Source organism: Pseudomonas sp. F(2018), from assembly GCF_005508865.1.
Classification (GTDB): Bacteria; Pseudomonadota; Gammaproteobacteria; order Pseudomonadales; family Pseudomonadaceae; genus Aquipseudomonas.
Map to the genome: position 1 here is coordinate 412,554 of NZ_SCOM01000001.1, position 22,074 is coordinate 434,627.

At 65.3% G+C, this 22,074-nt stretch carries 26 protein-coding genes and 1 pseudogene; 18 read left to right on the top strand and 9 right to left on the bottom strand.

Features of this window, described 5'->3' with window-relative positions; all coding sequences use genetic code 11:
- Positions 1-10: 10 nt before the first annotated feature.
- The 4 genes from FFS62_RS01885 to FFS62_RS01900 all read right to left on the bottom strand — a co-directional run bounded on the left by FFS62_RS01885 (position 11) and on the right by FFS62_RS01900 (position 2,025).
- Entirely contained in the window at positions 11-271 is a 261-nt protein-coding gene (locus FFS62_RS01885; protein ID WP_137971117.1) for a DUF2790 domain-containing protein, read from the bottom strand.
- A 26-nt stretch (positions 272-297) separates the two neighbouring features.
- Positions 298-723 (bottom strand): organic hydroperoxide resistance protein, encoded by a 426-nt coding sequence (locus FFS62_RS01890; protein ID WP_137971118.1) that lies wholly within the window; start codon positions 721-723, stop codon positions 298-300.
- Positions 724-929: 206 nt separating this feature from the next.
- Positions 930-1,379, bottom strand: a complete 450-nt coding sequence (locus tag FFS62_RS01895; RefSeq protein WP_137971119.1) for a MarR family winged helix-turn-helix transcriptional regulator — start codon at positions 1,377-1,379, stop codon at positions 930-932.
- Positions 1,380-1,521: 142 nt separating this feature from the next.
- Positions 1,522-2,025 (bottom strand): murein L,D-transpeptidase family protein, encoded by a 504-nt coding sequence (locus FFS62_RS01900; RefSeq protein WP_137971120.1) that lies wholly within the window; start codon positions 2,023-2,025, stop codon positions 1,522-1,524.
- A 154-nt stretch (positions 2,026-2,179) separates the two neighbouring features.
- Here FFS62_RS01900 and FFS62_RS01905 point away from each other — a divergent pair, with 154 nt between their 5' ends.
- The gene (locus FFS62_RS01905) at positions 2,180-3,085 is read left to right on the top strand and encodes a hypothetical protein (protein ID WP_218569264.1); all 906 of its coding nucleotides are present in this window, start codon (positions 2,180-2,182) and stop codon (positions 3,083-3,085) included.
- On the opposite strand, the gene FFS62_RS01910 is transcribed toward FFS62_RS01905, so the two are convergent.
- Both FFS62_RS01910 and FFS62_RS01915 read right to left on the bottom strand, forming a co-directional pair.
- On the bottom strand, positions 3,065-3,304 hold the full coding sequence (locus FFS62_RS01910) for a DUF2789 domain-containing protein (protein ID WP_137971121.1): 240 nt from the start codon (positions 3,302-3,304) through the stop codon (positions 3,065-3,067). The genes FFS62_RS01905 and FFS62_RS01910 overlap by 21 nt on opposite strands.
- Before the next feature lie 28 nt (positions 3,305-3,332).
- Positions 3,333-3,875 carry an NUDIX hydrolase gene (locus tag FFS62_RS01915; protein ID WP_137971122.1) on the bottom strand — a complete coding sequence of 181 codons (543 nt, stop codon included), beginning with the start codon at positions 3,873-3,875 and terminating at the stop codon, positions 3,333-3,335.
- A gap of 127 nt (positions 3,876-4,002) precedes the next feature.
- Between FFS62_RS01915 and FFS62_RS01920 the strand changes: the two genes are divergently transcribed.
- From FFS62_RS01920 to FFS62_RS01940, 5 genes are read left to right on the top strand one after another with little or no spacing between them, the layout of a single operon-like run.
- Positions 4,003-4,611, top strand: coding sequence for a CoA pyrophosphatase (locus tag FFS62_RS01920; RefSeq protein WP_137971123.1), 609 nt, complete (start codon positions 4,003-4,005; stop codon positions 4,609-4,611).
- A gap of 10 nt (positions 4,612-4,621) precedes the next feature.
- The gene (locus FFS62_RS01925) at positions 4,622-5,146 is read left to right on the top strand and encodes a gamma carbonic anhydrase family protein (RefSeq protein ID WP_137971124.1); all 525 of its coding nucleotides are present in this window, start codon (positions 4,622-4,624) and stop codon (positions 5,144-5,146) included.
- Positions 5,143-5,349, top strand: a complete 207-nt coding sequence (locus tag FFS62_RS01930; RefSeq protein WP_137971125.1) for a DUF1289 domain-containing protein — start codon at positions 5,143-5,145, stop codon at positions 5,347-5,349. The genes FFS62_RS01925 and FFS62_RS01930 overlap by 4 nt, the downstream gene beginning before the upstream one ends.
- Positions 5,350-5,380: 31 nt before the next feature.
- On the top strand, positions 5,381-6,562 hold the full coding sequence (gene purT, locus FFS62_RS01935) for a formate-dependent phosphoribosylglycinamide formyltransferase (RefSeq protein WP_137971126.1): 1,182 nt from the start codon (positions 5,381-5,383) through the stop codon (positions 6,560-6,562).
- Positions 6,559-7,287 (top strand): SGNH/GDSL hydrolase family protein, encoded by a 729-nt coding sequence (locus FFS62_RS01940; RefSeq protein ID WP_256662100.1) that lies wholly within the window; start codon positions 6,559-6,561, stop codon positions 7,285-7,287. Before purT ends, FFS62_RS01940 begins: the two co-directional genes overlap by 4 nt.
- On the opposite strand, the pseudogene FFS62_RS01945 reads toward FFS62_RS01940, so the two are convergent.
- Together FFS62_RS01945 and FFS62_RS01950 are read right to left on the bottom strand one after the other, a co-directional pair.
- Positions 7,271-7,978: pseudogene (locus FFS62_RS01945) on the bottom strand (transporter associated domain-containing protein); the annotation flags it as partial. The gene FFS62_RS01940 and the pseudogene FFS62_RS01945 overlap by 17 nt on opposite strands.
- Positions 7,979-8,177: 199 nt before the next feature.
- The gene (locus FFS62_RS01950; protein WP_137971128.1) at positions 8,178-8,978 is read right to left on the bottom strand and encodes an inner membrane protein YpjD; all 801 of its coding nucleotides are present in this window, start codon (positions 8,976-8,978) and stop codon (positions 8,178-8,180) included.
- Positions 8,979-9,120: 142 nt separating this feature from the next.
- On the opposite strand from FFS62_RS01950, the gene ffh reads away from it, so the two are divergent.
- The 12 genes from ffh (at position 9,121) to FFS62_RS02010 (ending at position 18,973) form a co-directional block, all read left to right on the top strand.
- Positions 9,121-10,494 (top strand): signal recognition particle protein, encoded by a 1,374-nt coding sequence (gene ffh / locus FFS62_RS01955; protein ID WP_043308643.1) that lies wholly within the window; start codon positions 9,121-9,123, stop codon positions 10,492-10,494.
- Positions 10,495-10,628: 134 nt separating this feature from the next.
- Positions 10,629-10,880, top strand: a complete 252-nt coding sequence (rpsP, locus tag FFS62_RS01960) for a 30S ribosomal protein S16 (protein WP_021700306.1) — start codon at positions 10,629-10,631, stop codon at positions 10,878-10,880.
- A 5-nt stretch (positions 10,881-10,885) separates the two neighbouring features.
- Positions 10,886-11,419 carry a ribosome maturation factor RimM gene (gene rimM, locus FFS62_RS01965; protein WP_137971129.1) on the top strand — a complete coding sequence of 178 codons (534 nt, stop codon included), beginning with the start codon at positions 10,886-10,888 and terminating at the stop codon, positions 11,417-11,419.
- A 28-nt stretch (positions 11,420-11,447) separates the two neighbouring features.
- A complete protein-coding gene (gene trmD / locus FFS62_RS01970; protein WP_137971130.1) occupies positions 11,448-12,191 on the top strand; it encodes a tRNA (guanosine(37)-N1)-methyltransferase TrmD in 744 nt (247 codons plus the stop codon).
- A 40-nt stretch (positions 12,192-12,231) separates the two neighbouring features.
- Positions 12,232-12,582, top strand: a complete 351-nt coding sequence (rplS, locus tag FFS62_RS01975; RefSeq protein WP_137971131.1) for a 50S ribosomal protein L19 — start codon at positions 12,232-12,234, stop codon at positions 12,580-12,582.
- Positions 12,583-12,744: 162 nt separating this feature from the next.
- Positions 12,745-13,155, top strand: a complete 411-nt coding sequence (locus tag FFS62_RS01980; protein ID WP_137971132.1) for an acyl-CoA thioesterase — start codon at positions 12,745-12,747, stop codon at positions 13,153-13,155.
- 105 nt (positions 13,156-13,260) lie between these two features.
- A complete protein-coding gene (gene xerD / locus FFS62_RS01985) occupies positions 13,261-14,157 on the top strand; it encodes a site-specific tyrosine recombinase XerD (RefSeq protein ID WP_137971133.1) in 897 nt (298 codons plus the stop codon).
- 225 nt (positions 14,158-14,382) lie between these two features.
- Entirely contained in the window at positions 14,383-15,111 is a 729-nt protein-coding gene (locus tag FFS62_RS01990) for a thioredoxin fold domain-containing protein (protein ID WP_137971134.1), read from the top strand.
- Between the two features lie 110 nt (positions 15,112-15,221).
- Positions 15,222-16,526 (top strand): homoserine dehydrogenase, encoded by a 1,305-nt coding sequence (locus FFS62_RS01995; protein WP_137971135.1) that lies wholly within the window; start codon positions 15,222-15,224, stop codon positions 16,524-16,526.
- Positions 16,527-16,537: 11 nt separating this feature from the next.
- Positions 16,538-17,947: a threonine synthase gene (gene thrC / locus FFS62_RS02000; protein WP_137971136.1), complete on the top strand. Its 1,410-nt coding sequence runs from the start codon at positions 16,538-16,540 to the stop codon at positions 17,945-17,947.
- Positions 17,948-18,087: 140 nt separating this feature from the next.
- On the top strand, positions 18,088-18,654 hold the full coding sequence (locus FFS62_RS02005; RefSeq protein WP_137971137.1) for a DJ-1/PfpI family protein: 567 nt from the start codon (positions 18,088-18,090) through the stop codon (positions 18,652-18,654).
- Between the two features lie 16 nt (positions 18,655-18,670).
- Positions 18,671-18,973 carry a ribbon-helix-helix domain-containing protein gene (locus FFS62_RS02010; RefSeq protein ID WP_021700295.1) on the top strand — a complete coding sequence of 101 codons (303 nt, stop codon included), beginning with the start codon at positions 18,671-18,673 and terminating at the stop codon, positions 18,971-18,973.
- 27 nt (positions 18,974-19,000) lie between these two features.
- Here FFS62_RS02010 and FFS62_RS02015 read toward each other — a convergent pair whose 3' ends face one another.
- A complete protein-coding gene (locus FFS62_RS02015; protein WP_137971138.1) occupies positions 19,001-22,054 on the bottom strand; it encodes a multidrug efflux RND transporter permease subunit in 3,054 nt (1,017 codons plus the stop codon).
- Positions 22,055-22,074 lie beyond the last annotated feature (20 nt).

Consider the following 22,074-nt stretch of genomic DNA (forward strand, 5'->3'; position numbering starts at 1 on the left):
AACCAGGGCCTCAGCCCTGGTTGTGGCAGTTGTCGGCTTGCTTGAGGTAGGTGACGGACTGCAATTCACCCGTCGAGTCACGGTAGATCATCTGTGCCTCGACCACGCTGCAGCCGGCGCTGGTGGCTTCCTGCAGGCTGATCACCTCCGCCACATCCAGCTGCTGGCCGTAACGGTACTGCTGGCTGACCGGTTGTTCGGCGAAGCTCGCCGAGGTGGTGATCAGGGCCAGCGCGGCGAGCGCGCTGGCAAACATGCGGCGGGTTTTCATCGGTTTTCTCCTCTTGTCTGGCTGGCTCAGGCCACGATCAGGCGTACGTCGATGTTGCCGCGGGTGGCGTTGGAGTACGGGCAGACCTGGTGGGCGGCGGCGACCAGTTCTTCGGCGACGGCGCGCTCGATGCCCGGCAGGCTGATGGTCAGCTCCACTTCCAGACCGAAGCCGCCAGGGATCTGGCCGATGCCGACCTTGCCGGTGATCGAGGCGTCGGCCGGGAAGGCTTGCTTCTTCTGGCTGGCGACGAACTTCAGGGCACCGATGAAGCAGGCCGAGTAGCCGGCGGCGAACAGCTGTTCCGGGTTGGTGGCTTCGCCGCCCTGGCCGCCCAGTTCACGGGGGGTGGTGAGCTTGACGTCGAGGAAACCGTCGGAGGAAACGGCACGGCCGTCGCGGCCTCCGGTGGCGGTAGCGGTGGCGGTGTAGAGGGCTTTGATGGTTTGCATGGCGATGTCTCCAGTTGTTTTGCTGTCTAAAATTTTGCGCGCTAAGTAAGTGCGTGAGGCAGAAGTTAGTCGCATTTAATTTTGCGCGCAAGATAATTTTTAGAAGTTTTCCATCTGAGCTATCTGCTCTTCTGGAATAAGCGCGGGCTAGAGCGGCGGAAGGCGGGAAAACGAGGCGCCACCCGGGTGCGGGTGGCGTAAAAAGGTCAGAGCGACTGCTGCAACTGGTCGCGCAGGGCGACTATCTGGTCCTTGAGGGCGCCGATCTGTTCCAGGGTCAGGCCGCTGGCTTCGAGGATGCAGGCGGGAAACTGCTCGGCCTGCTGCTGCAGGGAGCGGCCATGCTCGGTCAGGCGCAGCTCCACCACGCGCTCGTCTGCGCTGCTGCGGGTGCGGGTGATGAAGCCCTCGGCTTCCAGGCGCTTGAGCAGCGGTGTCAGCGAGCCGGGATCGGTCAGCAGGCGCGCGCTGATGTCCCCGACGGTGATGCCGTCGCCTTCCCACAGCACCAGCATGGCCAGGTACTGCGGGTAGGTCAGGCCGATGCTCTGCAGCATCGGCTTGTAGGCCTTGGTCATCAGCAGCGAGGTGGAATGCAGGGCGAAGCACAGCTGGTTGTCCAGTTGCAGGGCGGCGCAGGATTGCGGCTGTTTCATGGTGGGGCCTCCACTCGATATCTGCGCAACAATTTATCGCGCAAATTAACATTGAGCAAATTTTGATCGGCGGGCATGAAAAAGGCGCCACTGGGGCGCCTTGCAGAATTCGGGTCTTTAGCGGGCTAGGCGCAGCAGATCCTCAGGGGCGAATCTCGATCAGCGTGCCGTCCTTCACCAGATCCCACACCTCGCGGATGTCGGCATTGCGCATGGCAATGCAGCCCTCGGTCCAGTCCAGCGTGCTGAAGAACCACTCCGGGTACTCGTCGTCCAGCGGGGTGCCGTGGATCATGATCATGCCGCCGGCCGACACGCCTTTCTTGCGCGCGTTGGCCGCGTCGCGGGCGTTGGGGTAGGAGATGTGCATGGACAGGTTGTACTTGTCGCTGGTCTTGCGCCAGTCGATCCAGTAGAAGCCTTCCGGCGTCTTCAGGTCGCCTTCGCGCACCTTGGCGCCGTCGGGCACCTTGCCGAGCGAGATGCGATAGGACTTGAGCACCTCGCCGCGCCCCATCAGGTGCAGCTTGCGCTCGGATTTGACCACCAGCACCTTGTCGATCGCCTTGCCGCGCAGAGTCGGAGCGGTGGAGGCTTGGGCGAGGCCGATGGAGGTAATGCAGAGTAAGGCGAGCAACCAGCGCATTGCGATGTTCCGAGGTATTTCAGTGTTGGCCCTGATGATTCAGGTGTTATAGCGCGAGAGTCTGCCTATGCCGTGGATGATGTTCAATCCTCGCCAGTCGGATGGTGGGCTGGGTAGGATCAGCCCCTCGGAACAATCCGCCCAGGAGTAGGCAATGCCCCGACCCAAGCTGTTGCGAGCCCTGGTCCTCGACCCGGCCGACCATCCCCGCGGCCAGGCGCATCTGAGCGCGGCCAGTGCGCTGGTGCGGGTCGGCGAGCGCCTGTATGTGGTGGCCGACGACGAGCTGCACCTGGGCCTGTTCAGTCTCGCGGACGAAGGCCCCGGCCGGCTGGTTCGCCTGTTCGGGGGCGAGCTGCCGGCGCCGAAGGCCGAGCGCAAGGCGGCCAAGCCGGACCTGGAGGCGCTGGCCCTGCTGCCGGCGCTGCCCGGCCACGCCCAGGGTGCGCTGCTGGCGCTGGGCTCCGGCTCCAAGGCCAATCGCCAGCGCGCGGTGCTGCTGGGGCTGGAGGAGGGCGCGCTGCCGCGGCAGATCGATCTGACGCCGTTGTACCAGCCGCTGCACCAGCACTTCAGCGACCTGAATATCGAGGGCGGCTTCCTGCTCGGCGAGGATTTCCTGCTGCTGCAACGCGGCAACCAGGGCCAGGCGGCCAACGCCGCCGTGCGCTACCGCTGGGCCGAGCTGCGTGACTGGCTGCGGGGCGAGGGCCCGCTGCCCACGCCGCCGATCATCCAGCCGGTCGAACTCGGCGAGCTGGGTGGCGTGGCCCTGGGCTTTACCGATGGCGCGGCGCTGGCCGACGGGCGCTGGCTATTCAGCGCCGCGGCGGAGAACACGGCGGACAGCTACAACGACGGTGCCTGCCTGGGCGCCGTGATCGGGCTGGTGGAGCGTGACGGCCGGGTGCGCCGCCTGGCCGAGCTGGAGGGGCGCTGGAAAGTGGAAGGCATTGCGCTGGATGAGGCGGGCGATCTGCTGCTGGTAACCGACGCGGATGACCCGGCGATGGCGGCCAGCCTGCTGCACCTGCCTGTGTCAGGGCTTCTGGGTCAGTGACACGGCCAGTTCGTCGACCTGGATCGCCCAGTCGGAATCGCCCTTGAGCGATTCGGCGAGGAAGTTGGCCTGGGCCTCGGTCCAGAACGGCGCCTTGGCCAGCTTCTCGCCGTTGGACAGCTGATGGTCGCGGATGAAGGCGGCGATCTCCTCGTTGCTGGACGGCAGGCCGAGCTGTTCGAACAGGGTGCGCAGGCTGTGGTGGTTGCTGGTGTCCATGGCAATGCTCCCTTCGGGTGAGTGGTTACTAACGAGGGCGGAGCGGAGCCAGCCCCTCGTTGCGCACCGGAAAAAGCTGATCGCGACGGTCGGCGAAATAGCATTCCAGAGTACGTCCGACCGTAGGGAAGGCTAGCTCGTTCCAGGGGATATCGCGCTCGTGGAACAGCTGTACTTCCAGGCTCTCTTCACCGGCGCAGAAGTCCAGATCGACCAGCTCGGCGCGGAAGAACACATAGAGCTGGCTGATGTGCGGCAGGTCGAACAGGGTATAGAGGTGCAGGTCGCGCACTCGCGCGCAGGCCTCCTCGTCGGTCTCGCGCATGGCCGCCTCGGCCATGGTCTCGCCGTTCTCCATGAAGCCGGCCGGCAGCGTCCAGTAGCCACGGCGCGGCTCGATGGCGCGGCGGCACAGTAGCACCTGCTCGCCCCACACCGGCAGGCAACCGGCGACGATGCGCGGGTTCTGGTAGTGGATGGTCTCGCACTGCGGGCAGACGAAGCGCAGGCGGTTGTCGCCCGTGGGGATGCGCTGCTCCACCGAACCGCCGCACTGGCTGCAGAATTTCATGCCGGTTTCTCCTGGGTCATCGCCCATGTTGGCGCCAGAAGCATCGCGGCGGCAAGCCGGTGCGATGATGCGCGGGAGACGCCTTCATGCCATGATGCCCGGCAGACGAGAAGAACCGAGAACAATCATGCTCGACGAGCTCCTGCAGCGCGTGCGCGACCACAGTCCGCGCATCCTGGAGACCGACCAGCGCCACCCCGAGGCGGCCGTGCTGGTGCCGCTGACCCGCAGCGACGATCCGGAACTGGTGCTGACCCTGCGCGCCAGCGGCCTGTCCACCCACGGTGGCGAAGTCGCCTTCCCCGGCGGCCGCCGCGATGCCACCGATCCCGACCTGGCCTTTACCGCCCTGCGCGAGGCAGAGGAAGAAGTCGGCCTGCCGCCCGGCCTGGTGGAGATGGTCGGTCCGCTCAGCCCGTTGGTGTCGCGCTTCGGCATCCGCGTCACGCCCTGGGTCGGCGTGGTGCCGGACTACGTCGAGTACCGCCCCAACGACAGCGAGATCGCCGCGGTGTTCGCCGTGCCGTTGCGCTTCTTCCTCGAGACCCCGCGCGAGGTCACCCACCGTATCGATTACGAAGGGCGCAGCTGGTACGTGCCCTGCTACCACTACGACAACTACAAGATCTGGGGCCTGACGGCGGTGATGATCGTCGAGCTGCTGAATGTCGCGTTCGACGCCGGCATCGACCTGGAGCAGCCGCCGCAGCCCTCGGTAAAGATCATCCGCCTGTGAGGAGCTACCAATGAAATACCGCCTGGGCGATGCCCGCGTGGAGGCCCACCCGGAAAGCTGGATCGCCCCGACCGCGGCAGTGGTCGGCAAGGTGCGCTTGGAAAAAGGCGCCAGCGTCTGGTTCGGCGCCGTGCTGCGCGGTGACAACGAACTGATCCATATCGGCGAGAACAGCAACGTGCAGGACGGCACCGTGATGCACACCGACATGGGCTTCCCGCTGACCCTCGGCACGGGCGTCACCGTCGGCCATAACGTGATGATGCACGGCTGCACGGTGGACGATTACAGCCTGATCGGCATCAACGCGGTGATCCTCAACGGCGCCAAAATCGGCAAGTACTGCATCATCGGCGCCAACAGCCTGATCCCCGAGGGCAAGGTCATCCCCGACGGCAGCCTGGTGATGGGCAGCCCGGGCAAGGTGGTGCGCGAGCTCACCGAGCAGCAGAAGAAGATGCTCGAAGGCAGTGCCGCCCATTACGTGCACAACGCCCAGCGCTACGCTCGCGACCTGGTCGAGGACGACGCGTGAGCGAAGAGCGCCCGGTCAAGTCGCCCTGCGTCAGTGTCTGCGCGCTGGACGACCACGACATCTGCATCGGTTGCCAGCGCACGGCGGACGAGATCACCCGCTGGGGCCGCATGAGCAACGACGAGCGCCGTGAAGTGCTGCAGCACTGCATCGAGCGCACCCGCGCCGCCGGGCAGTTCCTGCAGCAGCCGGAACGCCCCTGATTCCCTTTCTCCCTTCTCCGAGGACATCCGCATGCCCCGTATCGGTACCCCCTTGTCGCCTACCGCGACCCGCGTCCTGCTCTGTGGCTCCGGCGAGCTGGGCAAGGAAGTGGTGATCGAGCTGCAGCGCCTGGGCTGCGAGGTGATCGCCGTCGACCGCTACGCCGACGCCCCGGCCATGCAGGTGGCGCATCGCAGCCATGTGATCAGCATGCTCGACGGCGCCGCCCTGCGCGCGGTGATCGAGGCGGAGAAACCGCACTACATCGTGCCGGAGATCGAGGCCATCGCCACCGATACCCTGGTCGAGCTGGAGGCTGAAGGCTTCACCGTGGTGCCTACTGCGCGCGCCGCCAAGCTGACCATGAACCGCGAGGGCATCCGCCGCCTGGCCGCCGAAGAGCTGGGCCTGCCGACCTCGCCCTACCACTTTGCCGATACCTATGAGGCCTATGCCGAGGCGGTGCAGGCGGTCGGCTATCCCTGCGTGGTCAAGCCGATCATGAGCTCCTCCGGCAAGGGCCAGAGCGTGCTGAAGAGCGACGCCGACCTGCGAGCTGCCTGGGATTACGCCCAGGAAGGCGGGCGGGCCGGCAAGGGGCGGGTGATCGTCGAGGGCTTTATCGACTTCGATTACGAGATCACCCTGCTCACCGTGCGCCACATCGGCGGCACCTCGTTCTGCGCGCCGGTTGGCCACCGTCAGGTCAAGGGCGACTACCGCGAGTCCTGGCAGCCCCAGGCGATGAGCGCCAAGGCCCTGGCCGCGTCCGAGCGCGTGGCGCTGGCGGTTACCGAGGCCCTCGGTGGCCGCGGCCTGTTCGGCGTGGAGCTGTTCGTCAGAGGCGATCAGGTGTGGTTCAGCGAAGTCTCGCCGCGACCCCACGACACCGGCCTGGTCACCCTGATCTCCCAGGACCTGTCCGAGTTCGCCCTGCACGCACGGGCCATTCTCGGCCTGCCGATCCCGAGCATTCGCCAGTTCGGCCCGTCCGCCTCCTCGGTGATCCTGGTCGAGGGCGAGTCGCGCCAGGTGGCCTTCGCCAACCTCGGCGCGGCCCTGGCCGAGCCCGATACCGCGCTGCGCCTGTTCGGCAAGCCAGAGGTCAGCGGCCAGCGGCGCATGGGCGTGACCTTGGCTCGCGACGAGAGCATTGAGGCGGCGCGCGCCAAGGCCATGCGCGCGTCCGAGGCGGTCAAGGTCGAGCTGTGAGCTGCCTGCGCGCCGGGCTGTGGTGGGGGCTGCTGCTGGCCCTGGCACCGATTGCCCTGCCGCAGGCCCTGTGGACCCGGCGCACGGCGCTGCGTCTGCCGCCCGCCGAGGGCGCGCAGAGCGGCCTGGCCGGGCCGGAGCAGGGCGGTGAGCCGCTGCGTCTGCTGCTGATCGGTGAATCGACGGTGGCCGGTGTCGGTGTAGAAGCCCAGGAAGTCGCGTTGGCCGGGCAGCTGGCTCAGGCGTTGTCTGCGCGCCTGCAGCGCCCGGTGGCCTGGCGTGCCTGCGGCGAGAACGGCATCACCGCCAATGAGGTCTGCGAGCGCCTGCTGCCGCTGGCCCTGAGCGAGCCGGCGGACCTGGTGCTGCTGGTGTTCGGCGTCAACGACACCACCCATCTCAGCTCGTTGAGCCGCTGGGAAAATGCCTTGCGGAGCCTGAGCCAGCGCATGACGGCCCATGGCTGCCGCGTGGTATTCACCGGGGTGCCGCCGATCCAGCACTTCAGTGCCTTGCCCTGGCTGCTGCGCCGCCTGCTTGGGCTGCGCGCCGGACTGCTGGATGCCGAGCTGCGCCGCATCAGCGCGCAGGAGCGGGCGCAGTACGCGCGGCTGGAGCTGCAGTTTGCCGATGACTATCTGGCGCGGGACGGTTATCACCCGTCGGCGCTGGGCTATCGGGTGTGGGGCGAGGGGCTGGCCGAGCTGATCACTCGCTCGGCCTGAGGCGCGTCTGCCACAGGCGCACGCTCTTTACCCGGTTCTCGCTGGATTCGAGGATTTCCAGGCGATACGGGCCGATCTTCAGGCATACCGGGCTGTCCGGAATGGTTTCCAGCGCCTCGGTGACCAGGCCGTTGAGGGTCTTGGGGCCCTCGCTGGGCAGGTGCCAGCCCAGGGCCTTGTTGATCTCGCGGATGCTGGCCGCGCCATCGATGATCTGCGAGCCGTCTTCCTGGGGCAGGATGTCCGGGTTGCCGGCGCCTTCGACATGGCTGAAGTCGCCGATGATCTCGTCCAGCAGGTCTTCCAGGGTGACGATGCCCTGCACGTCGCCGTACTCGTCGACCACCAGGCCGAGGCGGCGCTTTTCCTTCTGGAAGTTCACCAACTGGGTCGCCAGCGGCGTGCCCTCGGGCACGAAGTAGGGCGGTTGGCAGCAGGCCAGCAGGGTGGCGTGGCTCAGGCGGTTCTGCGTCAGCAGCACGGCCAGGCGGCGCATGTGCACGATGCCCTGGATCTGGTTGATGTCGCCGCGGTACACCGGCAGCCGGGTATGGCTGACGCCGCGCAGCTGCTCGATCAGCTGCGGCAGCTCGTCGTCCAGGTCGATGCCGGTGACTTCGCTGCGCGGGATCATGATGTCGTCCACCGTGACCTTTTCCAGCTCCAGCAGCTGCAGCAGGGCGCGCTGGCGTTGCTGGCGCTCTTCCTGGGCGTCGCCATTGCGCGGCGCGCGCCGGCGCTCGTGCCGCGGCGCGCCGGCGGCACGGGCTGCGCGGCTGGTGCGGCGCAAGGGCAGAGGCAGCAGGTTGCGTTCGCGCAGCAGCAACAGGCCGCCGATCAACAGGATCAGCGTGCCGAGCCACCACTCGTAGGGGGCGAGAGTCATGGGGTCAGATATGCAGGATGAATTCGCGGACCAGCTTGCTGCCGAAGTAGGCCAGCATCAGCAGGCAGAAGCCGGCCAGGGTCCAGCGGATCGCCTTGTGCCCGCGCCAGCCGAGCTGGTGGCGGCCCCACAGCAGCACGGCGAACACCAGCCAGGCCAGACACGACAGCAGGGTCTTGTGCGCCAGGTGCTGGGCCAGCAGGTTGTCGACGAACACCCAGCCGGACAGCAGCGACAGCGACAGCAGCAGCCAGCCTGCCCAGAGGAAGCCGAACAGCAGGCTCTCCATGGTCTGCAGCGGCGGGAAATTGCGGATCAGCCCCGACGGATGCTTGTGCTTGAGCTGGTGGTCCTGCAGCGACAGCAGCAGCGACTGGAACATGGCGATGGTCAGCAGGCCGTAGGCCAGGATCGACAGCAGGATGTGGGCGAGAATGCCCGGCTCCTCGTTGATCGGCTGGCTGGTGCCGGCCGGGGCGAACTGCGCCAGCAGCACGGTCAGCGCGCCCAGCGGGAACAGCGGCAGCAGCAGGTTCTCCACCGGGATGCGCGTCGTGCCGATCAGGATCAGCGCGATTACCGCGCAGGCGATCAGGCTGGAGGCGTTGAAGAAGTCCAGATTGAGGCCGGCGCCCGGCAGCAGCTGGATGCCCAGGCTGAAGATGTGGGCGATCAGGGCGAGGCCGCCGAGCAGGCCGAGCAGGCGCTTGTCCGGAGCCTGGCGGCGGCCGAAGCGCAATCCCTGGTAGAAAGTGGCGCCGGCATAGAGGCCGGCGGCGGCGAGACTGGGCAGCAGAGGGTGCATAAATCCGTGTATGGCGGGGCCCGAAAGGCCGTGAGTGTGGCACACAAGACGCATTTCACGAAAGACCGCCGGCGGTGTCGGTGGCCCCACCTCTTGGTTATACTCCGCGGCTTGCTGCAAGCCCCGGCTCAAAGGAAAGCGCATGTTCGAAAACCTAACCGACCGCCTGTCACAGACGCTGCGCCATGTCACCGGCAAGGCCAAGCTGACCGAGGACAACATCAAGGACACCTTGCGCGAAGTGCGCATGGCCCTGCTCGAGGCCGACGTGGCCCTGCCGGTGGTCAAGGACTTCGTCAACAAGGTCAAGGAACGTGCGGTCGGTACTGAGGTGTCGAAGAGCCTGACGCCGGGCCAGGCGTTCGTGAAGATCGTTCGCGCCGAGCTGGAAGAGCTGATGGGCGCGGCCAACGAAGACCTCAGCCTGGCCGTGACGCCACCGGCCGTGGTGCTGATGGCTGGCCTGCAGGGCGCCGGTAAGACCACCACCGCCGGCAAGCTGGCGCGCTTCCTCAAGGAGCGCAAGAAGAAGACCGTGATGGTGGTGTCCGCGGACGTCTACCGCCCCGCGGCGATCAAGCAGCTGGAAACCCTGGCCAGCGACATCGGCGTGACCTTCTTCCCCTCCGACATCAGCCAGAAGCCGGTGGCCATCGCCCAGGCGGCGATCGCCGAGGCCAAGCTGAAGTTCATCGACGTGGTCATCGTCGACACCGCCGGCCGTCTGGCCATCGATGCCGAGATGATGGCCGAGATCCAGGCCGTGCACGCCGCGATCAACCCGGCCGAGACCCTGTTCGTGGTCGATGCCATGACCGGTCAGGACGCCGCCAACACCGCCAAGGCCTTCGGCGACGCGCTGCCGCTGACCGGCGTGGTGCTGACCAAGGTCGACGGTGACGCCCGTGGCGGTGCTGCGCTGTCCGTGCGCCATATCACCGGCAAGCCGATCAAGTTCATCGGTATGGGCGAAAAGAGCGAGGCGCTGGAGCCGTTCCACCCGGACCGCATCGCCTCGCGCATCCTCGGCATGGGCGACGTGCTCAGCCTGATCGAGCAGGCCGAGCAGACCCTCGACCGTGAGAAGGCCGAGAAGCTCACCAAGAAGCTGAAGAAGGGCAAGGGCTTCGATCTCGAAGACTTCCGCGACCAGCTGCAGCAGATGAAGAACATGGGGGGCCTCGGCGGCCTGATGGACAAGCTGCCGTCCATCGGCGGGGTCAATCTGTCGCAGATGGGCGGTGCCCAGGGCGCGGCGGAGAAGCAGTTCAAGCAGATGGAGGCGATCATCGACTCCATGACGCCTTCCGAGCGTCGCGATCCGGAAATCATCAGTGGCTCGCGCAAGCGCCGCATCGCCCTTGGTTCCGGCACTCAGGTGCAGGATGTCGGCCGCTTGATCAAGCAGCACAAGCAGATGCAGAAGATGATGAAGAAATTCACCGCCAAGGGTGGCATGGCCAAGATGATGCGCGGCCTTGGCGGCATGATGCCGGGCGGGCTGCCGAAGTTGTGAGCCCGGGGCCGATGGGTGGCCCGAAAAAGAGATTTGCAAATAGCCGGATAATCCTTAGAATATGCGGCCTTTCGGGCCTAGGCCCATTAAAGTGTGTGCCTTTTAGTTAGCACCGATTACAGGAACGAAGTTCAATGGTAACCATCCGTCTTGCTCGTGGCGGCTCCAAGAAGCGCCCCTTCTACCACCTGACCGTGACCAACAGCCGCAATGCGCGCGATGGTCGCTTTGTTGAGCGCATCGGTTTCTTCAACCCGGTCGCCACTGGTGCCGAAGTGAAGCTCTCCGTGAACCAAGAGCGCGCTACCTACTGGCTGAGCCAGGGCGCCCAGCCGTCTGAGCGCGTTGCTCAGCTGCTGAAGGAAGCTGCCAAGGCTGCTGCCTAAGCAATATGAACGCTACGCCGTCCGCTGAGGACCTGATCGTCCTCGGCAAGATCACTTCGGTGCACGGCGTGCGTGGGGAAGTGAAGATTTATTCCTTCACCGACCCGATCGACAACCTGCTCGATTACAGCCCCTGGACGCTCAAGCGCGAGGGTGAGGTCAAGCAGGTGGAGCTGGTCAGCGGTCGCCTCCAGGGCAAAGTCCTGGTGGCCAAGCTCAAGGGGCTCGATGACCGCGAGGTAGCACGTACCTTCGCGGGTTTCGACATTTGCGTGCCGCGTGCACTGCTGCCCGACCTGGATGACGGCGAGTTCTACTGGCACCAGCTGGAAGGACTGAAGGTGATCGATCTGCAAGGGCAACTGCTCGGGCGCCTCGATCATCTGCTGGAGACCGGCGCCAACGATGTGATGGTGGTCAAGCCCTGTCCGGGCAGTCTGGATGATCGCGAGCGCCTGCTGCCCTATACCGAGCAGTGCGTGCAGCAGGTCGACCTGGCCGCCGGCGAGATGCGGGTGGACTGGGACGCGGATTTCTGAGCCCCTGGCTCTTGCCTGAGCGAGCGCCATGCGTGTCGAAGTCATCAGCATCTTCCCGGAGATGTTCGCCGCCATCAGTCAGTACGGCATTACCAGTCGTGCGGTGAAGCAGGGGCTGCTGCAGTTGAACTGCCGGCAGCTGCGCGATTACACCGACGACCGTCATCAGACCGTGGATGATCGCCCCTTCGGTGGCGGCCCCGGCATGGTGATGAAGATCAAGCCTCTGGAAGATGCCCTGGCTGCTGCCAAGGCCGATGCCGGGGAAGCAGCGAAGGTGATCTACCTGTCGCCGCAGGGCCGTCAGCTGACTCAGCAGGGGGTTCGTGAACTGGCTAGCGAGCAGGCGCTGATTCTCATCGCCGGCCGCTACGAAGGCATCGACGAGCGCTTCATCGAGGCGCATGTCGATGAGGAATGGTCGATTGGCGATTACGTCCTCTCCGGCGGTGAGCTTCCGGCGATGGTGCTGATCGATGCTGTAACGCGGTTGCTGCCGGGTGCGCTCGGGCATGTAGATTCCGCCGAGGAGGACTCGTTCAGCGATGGCCTCCTCGATTGCCCGCACTACACCCGACCCGAGGTGTACGAGGGCAAACGTGTTCCGGACGTGCTGCTTAGCGGCAACCATGAACACATCCGGCGCTGGCGCCTCCAACAGTCCCTTGGTCGGACCTGGGAGCGCCGAGTCGATCTTCTGGATAGCCGCTCGCTTTCTGGAGAAGAGAAGAAGCTGCTGGAGGAATACATCCGCCAGCGGGACGATAGTTAACGTATCGATGGCAAACCCAGGTTTGTCTTAGGAGCACAGCATGACCAACAAAATTATCCAGATGCTCGAAGCCGAGCAGATGAACAAAGAAATCCCGGCCTTCGCCCCAGGTGACACCGTCATCGTTCAGGTGAAAGTGAAGGAAGGCGATCGTTCCCGTCTGCAGGCCTTCGAAGGCGTAGTCATCGGCAAGCGTAACCGCGGCCTGAACAGCGCCTTCACCGTACGCAAAATCTCCAACGGCGTTGGCGTAGAGCGTACCTTCCAGACCTACAGCCCGCTGATCGACAGCCTGAGCGTCAAGCGCCGCGGCGACGTGCGCAAGGCCAAGCTGTACTACCTCCGCGATCTGTCCGGCAAGGCTGCTCGCATCAAGGAAAAACTGTCCTGATCGGACGGTCTTCCGACCTGAAGAAAGCAGCCTGCGGGCTGCTTTTTTCGTTTATGGGTTCGTTGATCGACGGGCTCAGCGTTTCTGCCGCACGGGCAGCGTGACAACAAGCACAACAGCGCAGCACGAGGCAGCCACATTCTTCAGCAGAGCAGTAGTGGCATGACCCCGAGAGAGCAAGAGATCCAGCGCCGTACCGAGCTGTCGGAAACCCGCGTGACCAAGGCGGTGTTCCCGCCCAGTACCAACCACCACAACACCCTGTTCGGCGGCACCGCCCTGGCCTGGATGGACGAGGTGTCGTTCATCGCCGCCACCCGCTTCTGCCGCCTGCCGCTGGTGACCGTCTCCAGTGACCGCATCGATTTCAAGCACGCGATTCCTGCCGGCTCCATCGTCGAGCTGGTCGGGCGGGTGATCAAGGCCGGCAACACCAGCCTCAAGGTCGAGGTCGAGGTATTCGTCGAGGGCATGTACTGCGGCGGTCGGGAGAAGGCCATCACCGGTGTGTTCAGCTTCGTCGCCATCGGCGAGGACAAGAAACCGATACCGGTGCTGCCGGACTTCGCATGAGAAAGGGCGCCTACGGGCGCCTTTTTCTTTTCGGGCCGACTGGTCGCCGCGTTGATGGATATGGAAGACTGCCCTGGTCCTGCCTTCGAGACTTTCTGCCGTCCCATGCCCGTTCTGGATCATCACCTGATTGACCGTTTCCTCGACGCCCTGTGGCTGGAGAAGGGCCTGTCGCCGCATACCCGCTCCGCCTATCGCAGCGATCTCGGTCATTTCCACACCTGGCTGCAGGAGCGTGGCCTGGCGCTTGAAAGCGCCGGACGCGAGGTCATTCTCGATCACCTGGCCTGGCGCCTGGAGCAGGGCTACAAGGCCCGTTCGACTGCGCGTCTGCTCTCCGGCCTGCGCGGTTTCTACCGCTATCTGCTGCGCGATGGGCTGATCGGCGAAGACCCGACGCTGCAGGTGGATCTGCCTCAGCTCGGCCGGCCATTGCCCAAGTCACTGTCCGAGGCTGATGTGGAGGCGCTGCTGGCGGCCCCGGAGCTGGAGGATCCGATCGGTCTGCGCGACCGCGCCATGCTCGAGGTGCTGTATGCCTGTGGCTTGCGGGTGACCGAGTTGGTGTCGTTGACCCTGGAGCAGGTCAACCTGCGCCAGGGCGTGCTGCGGGTGTTCGGCAAGGGCAGCAAGGAGCGCCTGGTGCCGCTGGGCGAGGAAGCGATTGTCTGGATCGAGCGCTATGTGCGTGAGGCGCGACCGCTGCTGCTGGATGGCCGGCCCAGCGATGTGCTGTTCCCCAGCCTGCGTGGCGAGCAGATGACCCGCCAGACCTTCTGGTATCGCATCAAGCACCAGGCCAAGGTGGCCGGCATTCTCAAGCCGTTGTCGCCGCATACCCTGCGCCACGCCTTCGCCACCCATCTGCTCAACCATGGCGCCGACCTGCGGGTGGTGCAGATGCTGCTGGGGCATAGCGACCTGTCGACCACGCAGATCTACACCCATATCGCCCGTGCGCGCCTGCAGGAGCTGCATGCCCAGCATCACCCCAGGGGGTGAGCCTCTTGCGACGCACTGCGTCGCAAAGGCGAACGACCGGCCATGGATGGCCGGGCCGGGGATTGGTGGTGCCACGGTATTTCGACAGGGATGTCATCACGGTTGCTGAATACTGCGTAGTGCGCGTTTCTACGCGCCCATCCGCCCGGGATGCCCGCCCAGCGTCTGCGGTCGGCTGCATGGGTGTGCTGTGGTAGGCTGGGAGCACTGTCATAGGAGTGTTCCATGTCCGTTATTCGTGTTCTGGGCGGTGCCGTTCTGGGTCTCGCCGCTTCTGTCGCGTTCGCCGCCGATCCTGACCAGGCGATTCGCGCCACCCTGACCAAGCTGCAGCCCGATATGCCCATCGAGGCGATTGCCGAGAGCCCGATGACCGGCCTGTATCAGGTCCATCTGAAAGGCGGCCGCCTGCTTTACGCCAGTGCCGACGGCCAGTTCCTGATGCAGGGCAACCTCTATCAGTTCAAGGGTGACGATGCCGTCAACCTGACCCGCCAGGCCGAGAGCAAGGGCGTGGCCAAGGAAATCAACAGCATTCCTACCAGCGAGATGGTGGTGTTCTCGCCCAAGGAGCCGGCCAAGGCGCATATCACGGTGTTCACCGATACCGACTGCGGCTACTGCCAGAAACTGCACAGCGAAGTGCCGGAGCTCAACCGTCGTGGCATCGAGGTGCGTTACGTGGCGTTCCCGCGCCAGGGTCTCGGCAGTCATGGCTACAACAGCCTGGTCAGCGTCTGGTGCGCCAAGGATCGCCAGGCGGCCATGAACCAGGCCAAGTCCCGCCAGGAACTGCCGGCGGCTACCTGTGACAACCCGGTGGCCAAGCAGTACGAGCTGGGTCAGATGATCGGCGTCAATGGCACTCCGGCCATCGTCATGGGCAACGGCGAGCTGATACCGGGCTATCAGCCAGCCCCCGAGCTGGCGAAAGCTGCCCTGGAGGCCAAGTAATCGGGCCCTCGGCCCGATTGACCTGGGGTCTGGCGCTTCGTAAAGTGCGGCTCTTTTGTGCGGCCGGGGCTCGCCCCGGCCGTTTCGTGTAGGCAGATGGGGAAAACAACGTGAAACCGGTGAAAGTGGGCATCTGTGGGTTGGGTACCGTCGGTGGCGGTACCTTCAATGTACTCAAACGCAACGCCGAGGAGATTGCCCGCCGTGCCGGGCGTGGAATCGAAGTCGCGCAGATTGCCGCTCGTCGCCCCAACCCGAAGTGTGAAACCGGTGCCACCCCCATCACCGCCGACATCTTCGACGTGGCCAACAACCCGGAAATCGACGTGGTCATCGAGCTGATCGGTGGCTATACCCTGGCCCATGAGCTGGTGCTCAAGGCCATCGAGAACGGCAAGCACGTGGTCACCGCCAACAAGGCGCTGATCGCCGTGCACGGCAACGAGATCTTTGCCAAGGCCCGCGAGAAGGGCGTCATCGTCGCCTTCGAGGCCGCCGTGGCCGGTGGTATCCCGGTGATCAAGGCGATCCGCGAGGGCCTGGCTGCCAACCGCATCAACTGGCTGGCCGGCATCATCAACGGCACCGGCAACTTCATCCTCACCGAGATGCGCGAGAAAGGCCGTGCCTTCGCCGACGTGCTGAAGGAAGCCCAGGCCCTGGGCTACGCCGAGGCCGATCCGACCTTCGACGTCGAAGGCATCGACGCCGCTCACAAGCTGACCATCCTCGCTTCCATCGCCTTCGGCATTCCGCTGCAGTTCGACAAGGCCTACACCGAGGGCATCAGCAAGCTGACCAGCGCCGACGTGAACTACGCCGAGGCCCTGGGCTACCGCATCAAGCACCTCGGCGTGGCCCGTCGCACCGAGGCCGGCATCGAGCTGCGCGTGCATCCGGCCCTGATCCCGGCCGACCGTCTGATCGCCAACGTCAACGGCGTGATGAACGCGGTGATGGTCAACGGCGATGCCGCCGGCAGCACCCTGTTCTATGGCGCCGGTGCCGGCATGGAGCCGACCGCCTCGTCCGTGGTCGCCGACCTGGTCGATGTGGTTCGCGCCATGACTAGCGACCCGACCAACCGCGTGCCGCACCTGGCCTTCCAGCCGGACTCGCTGTCTGACCACCCGATCCTGCCGATCGCCGAGTGCGAGAGCGCCTACTACCTGCGCATCCAGGCCAAGGACCATCCGGGCGTGCTGGCTCAGGTGGCGAGCATCCTGTCGGAGCGCGGCATCAACATCGAATCGATCATGCAGAAAGAGGCCGAAGAGCACGACGGTCTGGTGCCGATGATCCTGGTTACCCATCGGGTCGTCGAGTCGCGTATCGACGACGCCATCGCCGCCCTCGAAGGGCTGGCCGATGTGGTCGGCAAAGTCGTGCGTATCCGCGTCGAGCAACTGGTCTGAGGTAGAAAGTCATGCGTTATATCAGCACCCGCGGCCAAGCCCCGGCCCTCAACTTCGAAGATGTCCTGCTCGCCGGTCTGGCCAGCGATGGCGGCCTCTACGTACCGGAAAACCTGCCGCGCTTCACCCAGGATGAGATCGCTTCCTGGGCCGGCCTGCCGTACCACGAGCTGGCCTTCCGCGTGATGCGCCCGTTCGTCGCCGGCAGCATCGCCGACGCCGACTTCAAGAAGATCCTCGAAGAAACCTACGGCGTGTTCGCCCACAACGCCGTGGCGCCGCTGCGCCAGCTCAACGGCAACGAGTGGGTGCTGGAGCTGTTCCACGGCCCGACCCTGGCCTTCAAGGACTTCGCCCTGCAACTGCTCGGCCGCCTGCTCGACCACGTGCTGAGCAAGCGTGGCGAGCGCGTGGTGATCATGGGCGCCACCTCCGGTGACACCGGCTCGGCCGCCATCGAAGGCTGCAAGGCCTGCGAGCACGTCGACATCTTCATCATGCACCCGCACAACCGTGTGTCCGAGGTGCAGCGCCGGCAGATGACCACCATCCTCGGCGAGAACATCCACAACATCGCCATCGAAGGCAACTTCGACGACTGCCAGGAGATGGTCAAGGCCAGCTTCGCCGATCAGGGCTTCCTCAAGGGCACCCGTCTGGTGGCAGTCAACTCGATCAACTGGGCGCGGATCATGGCCCAGATCGTCTACTACTTCCACGCGGCCTTGCAGCTGGGCGGTCCGGCCCGTTCCATCGCCTTCTCGGTGCCGACCGGCAACTTCGGCGACATCTTCGCCGGCTACCTGGCGCGCAACATGGGTCTGCCGATCAGCCAGCTGATCGTCGCCACCAACCGCAACGACATCCTGCACCGCTTCATGAGCGGCAATCAGTACGTCAAGGACACCCTGCACCCGACCCTGTCGCCGTCGATGGACATCATGGTCTCGTCCAACTTCGAGCGCCTGCTGTTCGACCTGCACGGCCGCAACGGCGCGGCCATCGCCGGCCTGATGGACACCTTCAAGCAGGGCGGCGGCTTCAGCGTCGAGGAAGACCGCTGGACCGAGGCGCGCAAGCTGTTCGACTCCCTGGCCGTCAACGACGAGCAGACCTGCGAGACCATCGCCGAGGTGTACCAGGAGTGCGGCGAGCTGCTCGACCCGCACACCGCCATCGGCGTGCGTGCCGCGCGCGAGTGCCGTCGCAGCCTGGCCGTGCCGATGGTCACCCTGGGCACCGCGCACCCGGTCAAGTTCCCGGAAGCGGTGGAGAAGGCCGGCATCGACGCGGTTCCGGCACTGCCGCCGCACCTGACCGACCTGTTCCAGCGCGACGAGCGCTGCACCGTGCTGGCCAACGACCTGCAGACCGTGCAGCAGTTCGTCGCCGCCCACGGCAATCGCGGCAAACCGCTGTAAGGCATTGCTGCAATGAAGAGCCCCGCCCAGTGCGGGGCTTTTTCATGGGCGAATCATGGCCCTGTAGTAGCCAGCTGTTACCCTGAAGTGGGCGAGGCGGCGCAGACTGGCGCCACATTCACCCAGAGGAGGCAACTGCCATGGCGGCGAAGAAGATCCTGATGCTGGTCGGCGATTACGTCGAAGACTACGAGACCATGGTGCCGTTCCAGGCCCTGCAGATGGTCGGCCACGCCGTGCATGCGGTATGCCCCGGCAAGAGCGCCGGGCAGACCGTGCGCACCGCCATCCACGACTTCGAGGGCGACCAGACCTACAGCGAGAAGCCGGGCCACAACTTCGCCCTCAACTTCGACTTCGCCAGGGCCTCCGAGAGCGCTTATGACGGCCTGCTGATTCCCGGTGGCCGTGCTCCCGAATACCTGCGCCTGAATGCCGAGGTAATCGCCCTGGTGCAGGCCTTCGCCAAGGCCGGCAAGCCGATTGCCGCGGTGTGCCACGGCGCCCAGCTGCTGGCCGCCGCCGACGTGCTCAAGGGCCGTGGCTGCAGCGCCTACCCGGCCTGCGCGCCGGAAGTGCGCCTGGCCGGTGGCGAGTACGTGGAGGTGCCGATGGATGGCGTGCACGTCGACGGCAACCTGGTTACCGCCCCGGCTTGGCCGGCGCATCCGGCCTGGCTGGCGGCGTTTCTGAAAGTACTGGGCTGAGAGAGGAGAGCAGGGTATGTGCGAGCTGTATGTAAAGGCCGATCCGATCCTCTACGAGTCGCGCTCGCGCTCCCTGCGCATCCGCGGGGTGGTCACCACCCTGCGTTTAGAAAATCAGTTCTGGGACATCCTGCGCGAGATCGCCGAGGTCGACGGCATGACCACCAACCAGCTGATCACCAAGCTGTACGAGGAGGTCATGGACTACCGCGGCGAAGTGGTCAACTTCGCCTCCTTCCTGCGTGTCAGCTGCACCCGCTTCCTGGCGCAGCGCCCGCAGCAGAGTGCCGAGGTGCTCAGCCTGGTGCAGTCGCGTTAGGCGGTGAGGTAGTGCCACTGACCTCTTTCAGCTTGCTACTGTCCTCGAGGATGCCGGCGCCTTGTCCGGGCTGGCCAGCAGGGTGTAGACGCAGGGCAGCACGAACAGGGTGAACAGGGTGCCGATGGACATGCCGGTGGCGATCACCAGGCCGATGTCGTAGCGGCTCACTGCACCGGCCCCGGTGGCGAGGATCAGTGGCACCATGCCGAAGACCATGGCTGCGGTGGTCATCAGTACCGGGCGCAGGCGGATCGACGCGGCTTCCTCGATTGCCTCGCGTACCGACAGGCCCTTGTCGTGGCGCAGCTGGTTGGCGAACTCGACGATCAGGATGCCGTGCTTGCTGATCAGGCCGATCAGCGTCACCAGGCCCACCTGGGTGTAGATATTCATGCTGGAGAAGCCGAGGAAGATCGGGATCAGCGCGCCACAGATCGACAGCGGCACGGTGACCAGGATCACCAGCGGGTCGCGGAAGCTCTCGAACTGCGCCGCCAGCACCAGGAAGATGATGGCCAGGGCCAGGGCGAAGGTGACGACCAGCGCACTGCCCTCCTGGATGTACTGGCGCGAGGCGCCGGCGTAGTCGAAGGTGTAGCCGCGCGGCGCCTCCTTCTGCGCGATCTGCGCCACGGTGTCCACCGCCTCACCCATGCTGACGATCGGCACGCCCTCGATGATCGCCGCGTTGAGCTGCTGGAACTGCTTGAGCTTGGTCGGCCGCGCGCGGTCGCTGACCTTGATCAGGGTGGCCAGCGGCACCATCTGCCCGCTCTCGCTCTTCACGTGGTAATTGCTCAGCCAGCTCGGGTTGTCGCGGTAGGCGCGCTCGACCTGGGCGATCACCTTGTAGCTGCGCCCGTCGATGGTGAAGCGGTTGACCTCGCCCTCGCCGAGCAGGATGGCCAGGGTGGCACCCAGGTCCTGCATGGACACGCCCATCTGCGCCGCCTTGGCGCGGTCGATATCGACCACCACTTCGGGCTTGTCGAACGCCAGGTCGACGTTGAGGAAGGCGAACTTGCCGGACGCCAGCGCCTCCTGCTTGATCTTCTCGGTCACCTGCAGCAGCGACTCGTAGTCGTTCGGCGTGTTGATCACGAACTGGAACGGCAGGCCCTCGCCGGTACCCGGCAGGGACGGTAGGTTGAAGCCGAAGATCTGCAGGCCGGGGATATCGTTGAGGCGGTGCTGGACGATCGGCAGCAGCTCCATCTGGGTGCGCTCGCGCTCGCTCCAGGGGGTCAGCAGGAAGCCGCCGATACCGGACTGCACGCCGTCGAAGCCGTTGATCTGGAAGGACGAGTAGTACTCGGGGAACTCCTTGAAGATCTTCACGAACTGGTCGGTGTAGGCGTTGATGTAGTTCAGGTTGGTCGGCTGCGGCGCGTTGGCGAACAGGAACACGATGCCCTGGTCTTCCTCGGGCGCCAGCTCGCTCTTGGTGAAGCTGAGCAGCACCGGAATCAGGCACATGACGATGATGCCGAACACCACCACTACCGGGCGGGTGTTGAGCGTGCCGTGCAGGGCCTTCTGGTAGCGGCGCTTGAGCTTGTCGAAGGCCATGTCCAGCTTGTGCGCCAGCCCCGTGGGGTTCTCCTCGTGGCGCAGCAGCCTGGAGCACATCATCGGCGACAGGGTCAGGGCGACCACGCCGGAGATGATCACCGCGCCGGCCAGGGTCAGGGCGAATTCCTTGAACAGCGCGCCGGTCAGGCCCTCGAGGAAGCCGATGGGGGCGTACACCGCGGCCAGGGTGATGGTCATCGAGATCACCGGCACGGCGATCTCGCGGGCGCCCTCGATGGCGGCATCGAATGGCGTCTTGCCCTCTTCGATATGACGGTGGATGTTCTCCACCACCACGATGGCGTCGTCCACCACCAGGCCGATGGCCAGGACCATCGCCAGCAGCGTCAGCAGGTTGATCGAGTAGCCCATCAGCTGCATGAAGAACAGCACGCCGATCATCGACAGCGGGATGGTGATCACCGGGATCAGTACCGAGCGGAACGCGCCGAGGAACAGGAACACCACCACGATGACGATCAGCACCGCCTCGCCCAGGGTCTTCACCACCTCCTCGATGGACGCGCGGATGAACTCGGTGGCGTCGTAGGCGATGGACACCTTGAGGTTCGGCGGCAGCTGCGACTCCAGCTCCGGCAGGATGCCGCGCACGTGCTTGATCACGTCCAGCGGGTTGGCGCTGGGCGTGCCTTTGATGGCGATGTACACGGAGGGGATGCCGTCGAAGGAGCTGATCGAGTCGTAGTTCTCGGCGCCCATCTCCACCCGGGCGATGTCGCGCACCAGCACGCGGCTGTCACCGGAGGTCTTCACCGGAATGGCGGCGAAGGCCTCGGCCGACTTGAGGTCGGTGGTGGCGTTGATGCTGGTGACCACGTACTGGCCCTTCACCTCGCCGGCGGCGGCGAGGAAGTTGTAGCGCTGCACGGCGTCGGTCACATCGGTCGCGGTGATGCCGTAGGCGGCCATCTTCACCGGGTCCAGCCACAGGCGCATGGCGAACACCTGGTTGCCGAGGATCTCGGCTTCGGCCATGCCGGGCAGGGTGGCCAGCTTGGGCTGGATCACCCGCGACAGGTAGTCGGTGATCTGCGGGTTGGACAGCTCGTCGCTGTAGAAGCTGACGTACATCAGCGCCGAGGCGTCGGCCGCTTCCTTGGACAGTACCGGGTCTTCGGCATCCTGCGGCAGCTGGTTCTTCACCTCGTTGGCCTTGGCAAGCAGCTCGGTGAACAGGCGGTCGGTATCCGCGCCGATACGCGCGTAGATGGAGATGGTGGAGAGGTTCTGCTGGCTCGACGACGTCATGTAGTCGATGCCTTCGGCACTGGCCAGGCTCTGCTGCAGCGGCTGGGTGATGTAGCCCTGAATGGTCTCGGCGTTGGCGCCGGGGTAGGCGGTGGCCACCGTGATCAGGGCGTTTTCCATCTGCGGGTACTGGCGGATCACCAGTTTGCTGAAGGCCTGGAAGCCCAGCAGGATGATCAGCAGGCTGACCACGGTCGCCAGGACCGGGCGCCGGATGAACGGATCTGTGAAAGCCATAACGGGTTCCTTGGCGTCGA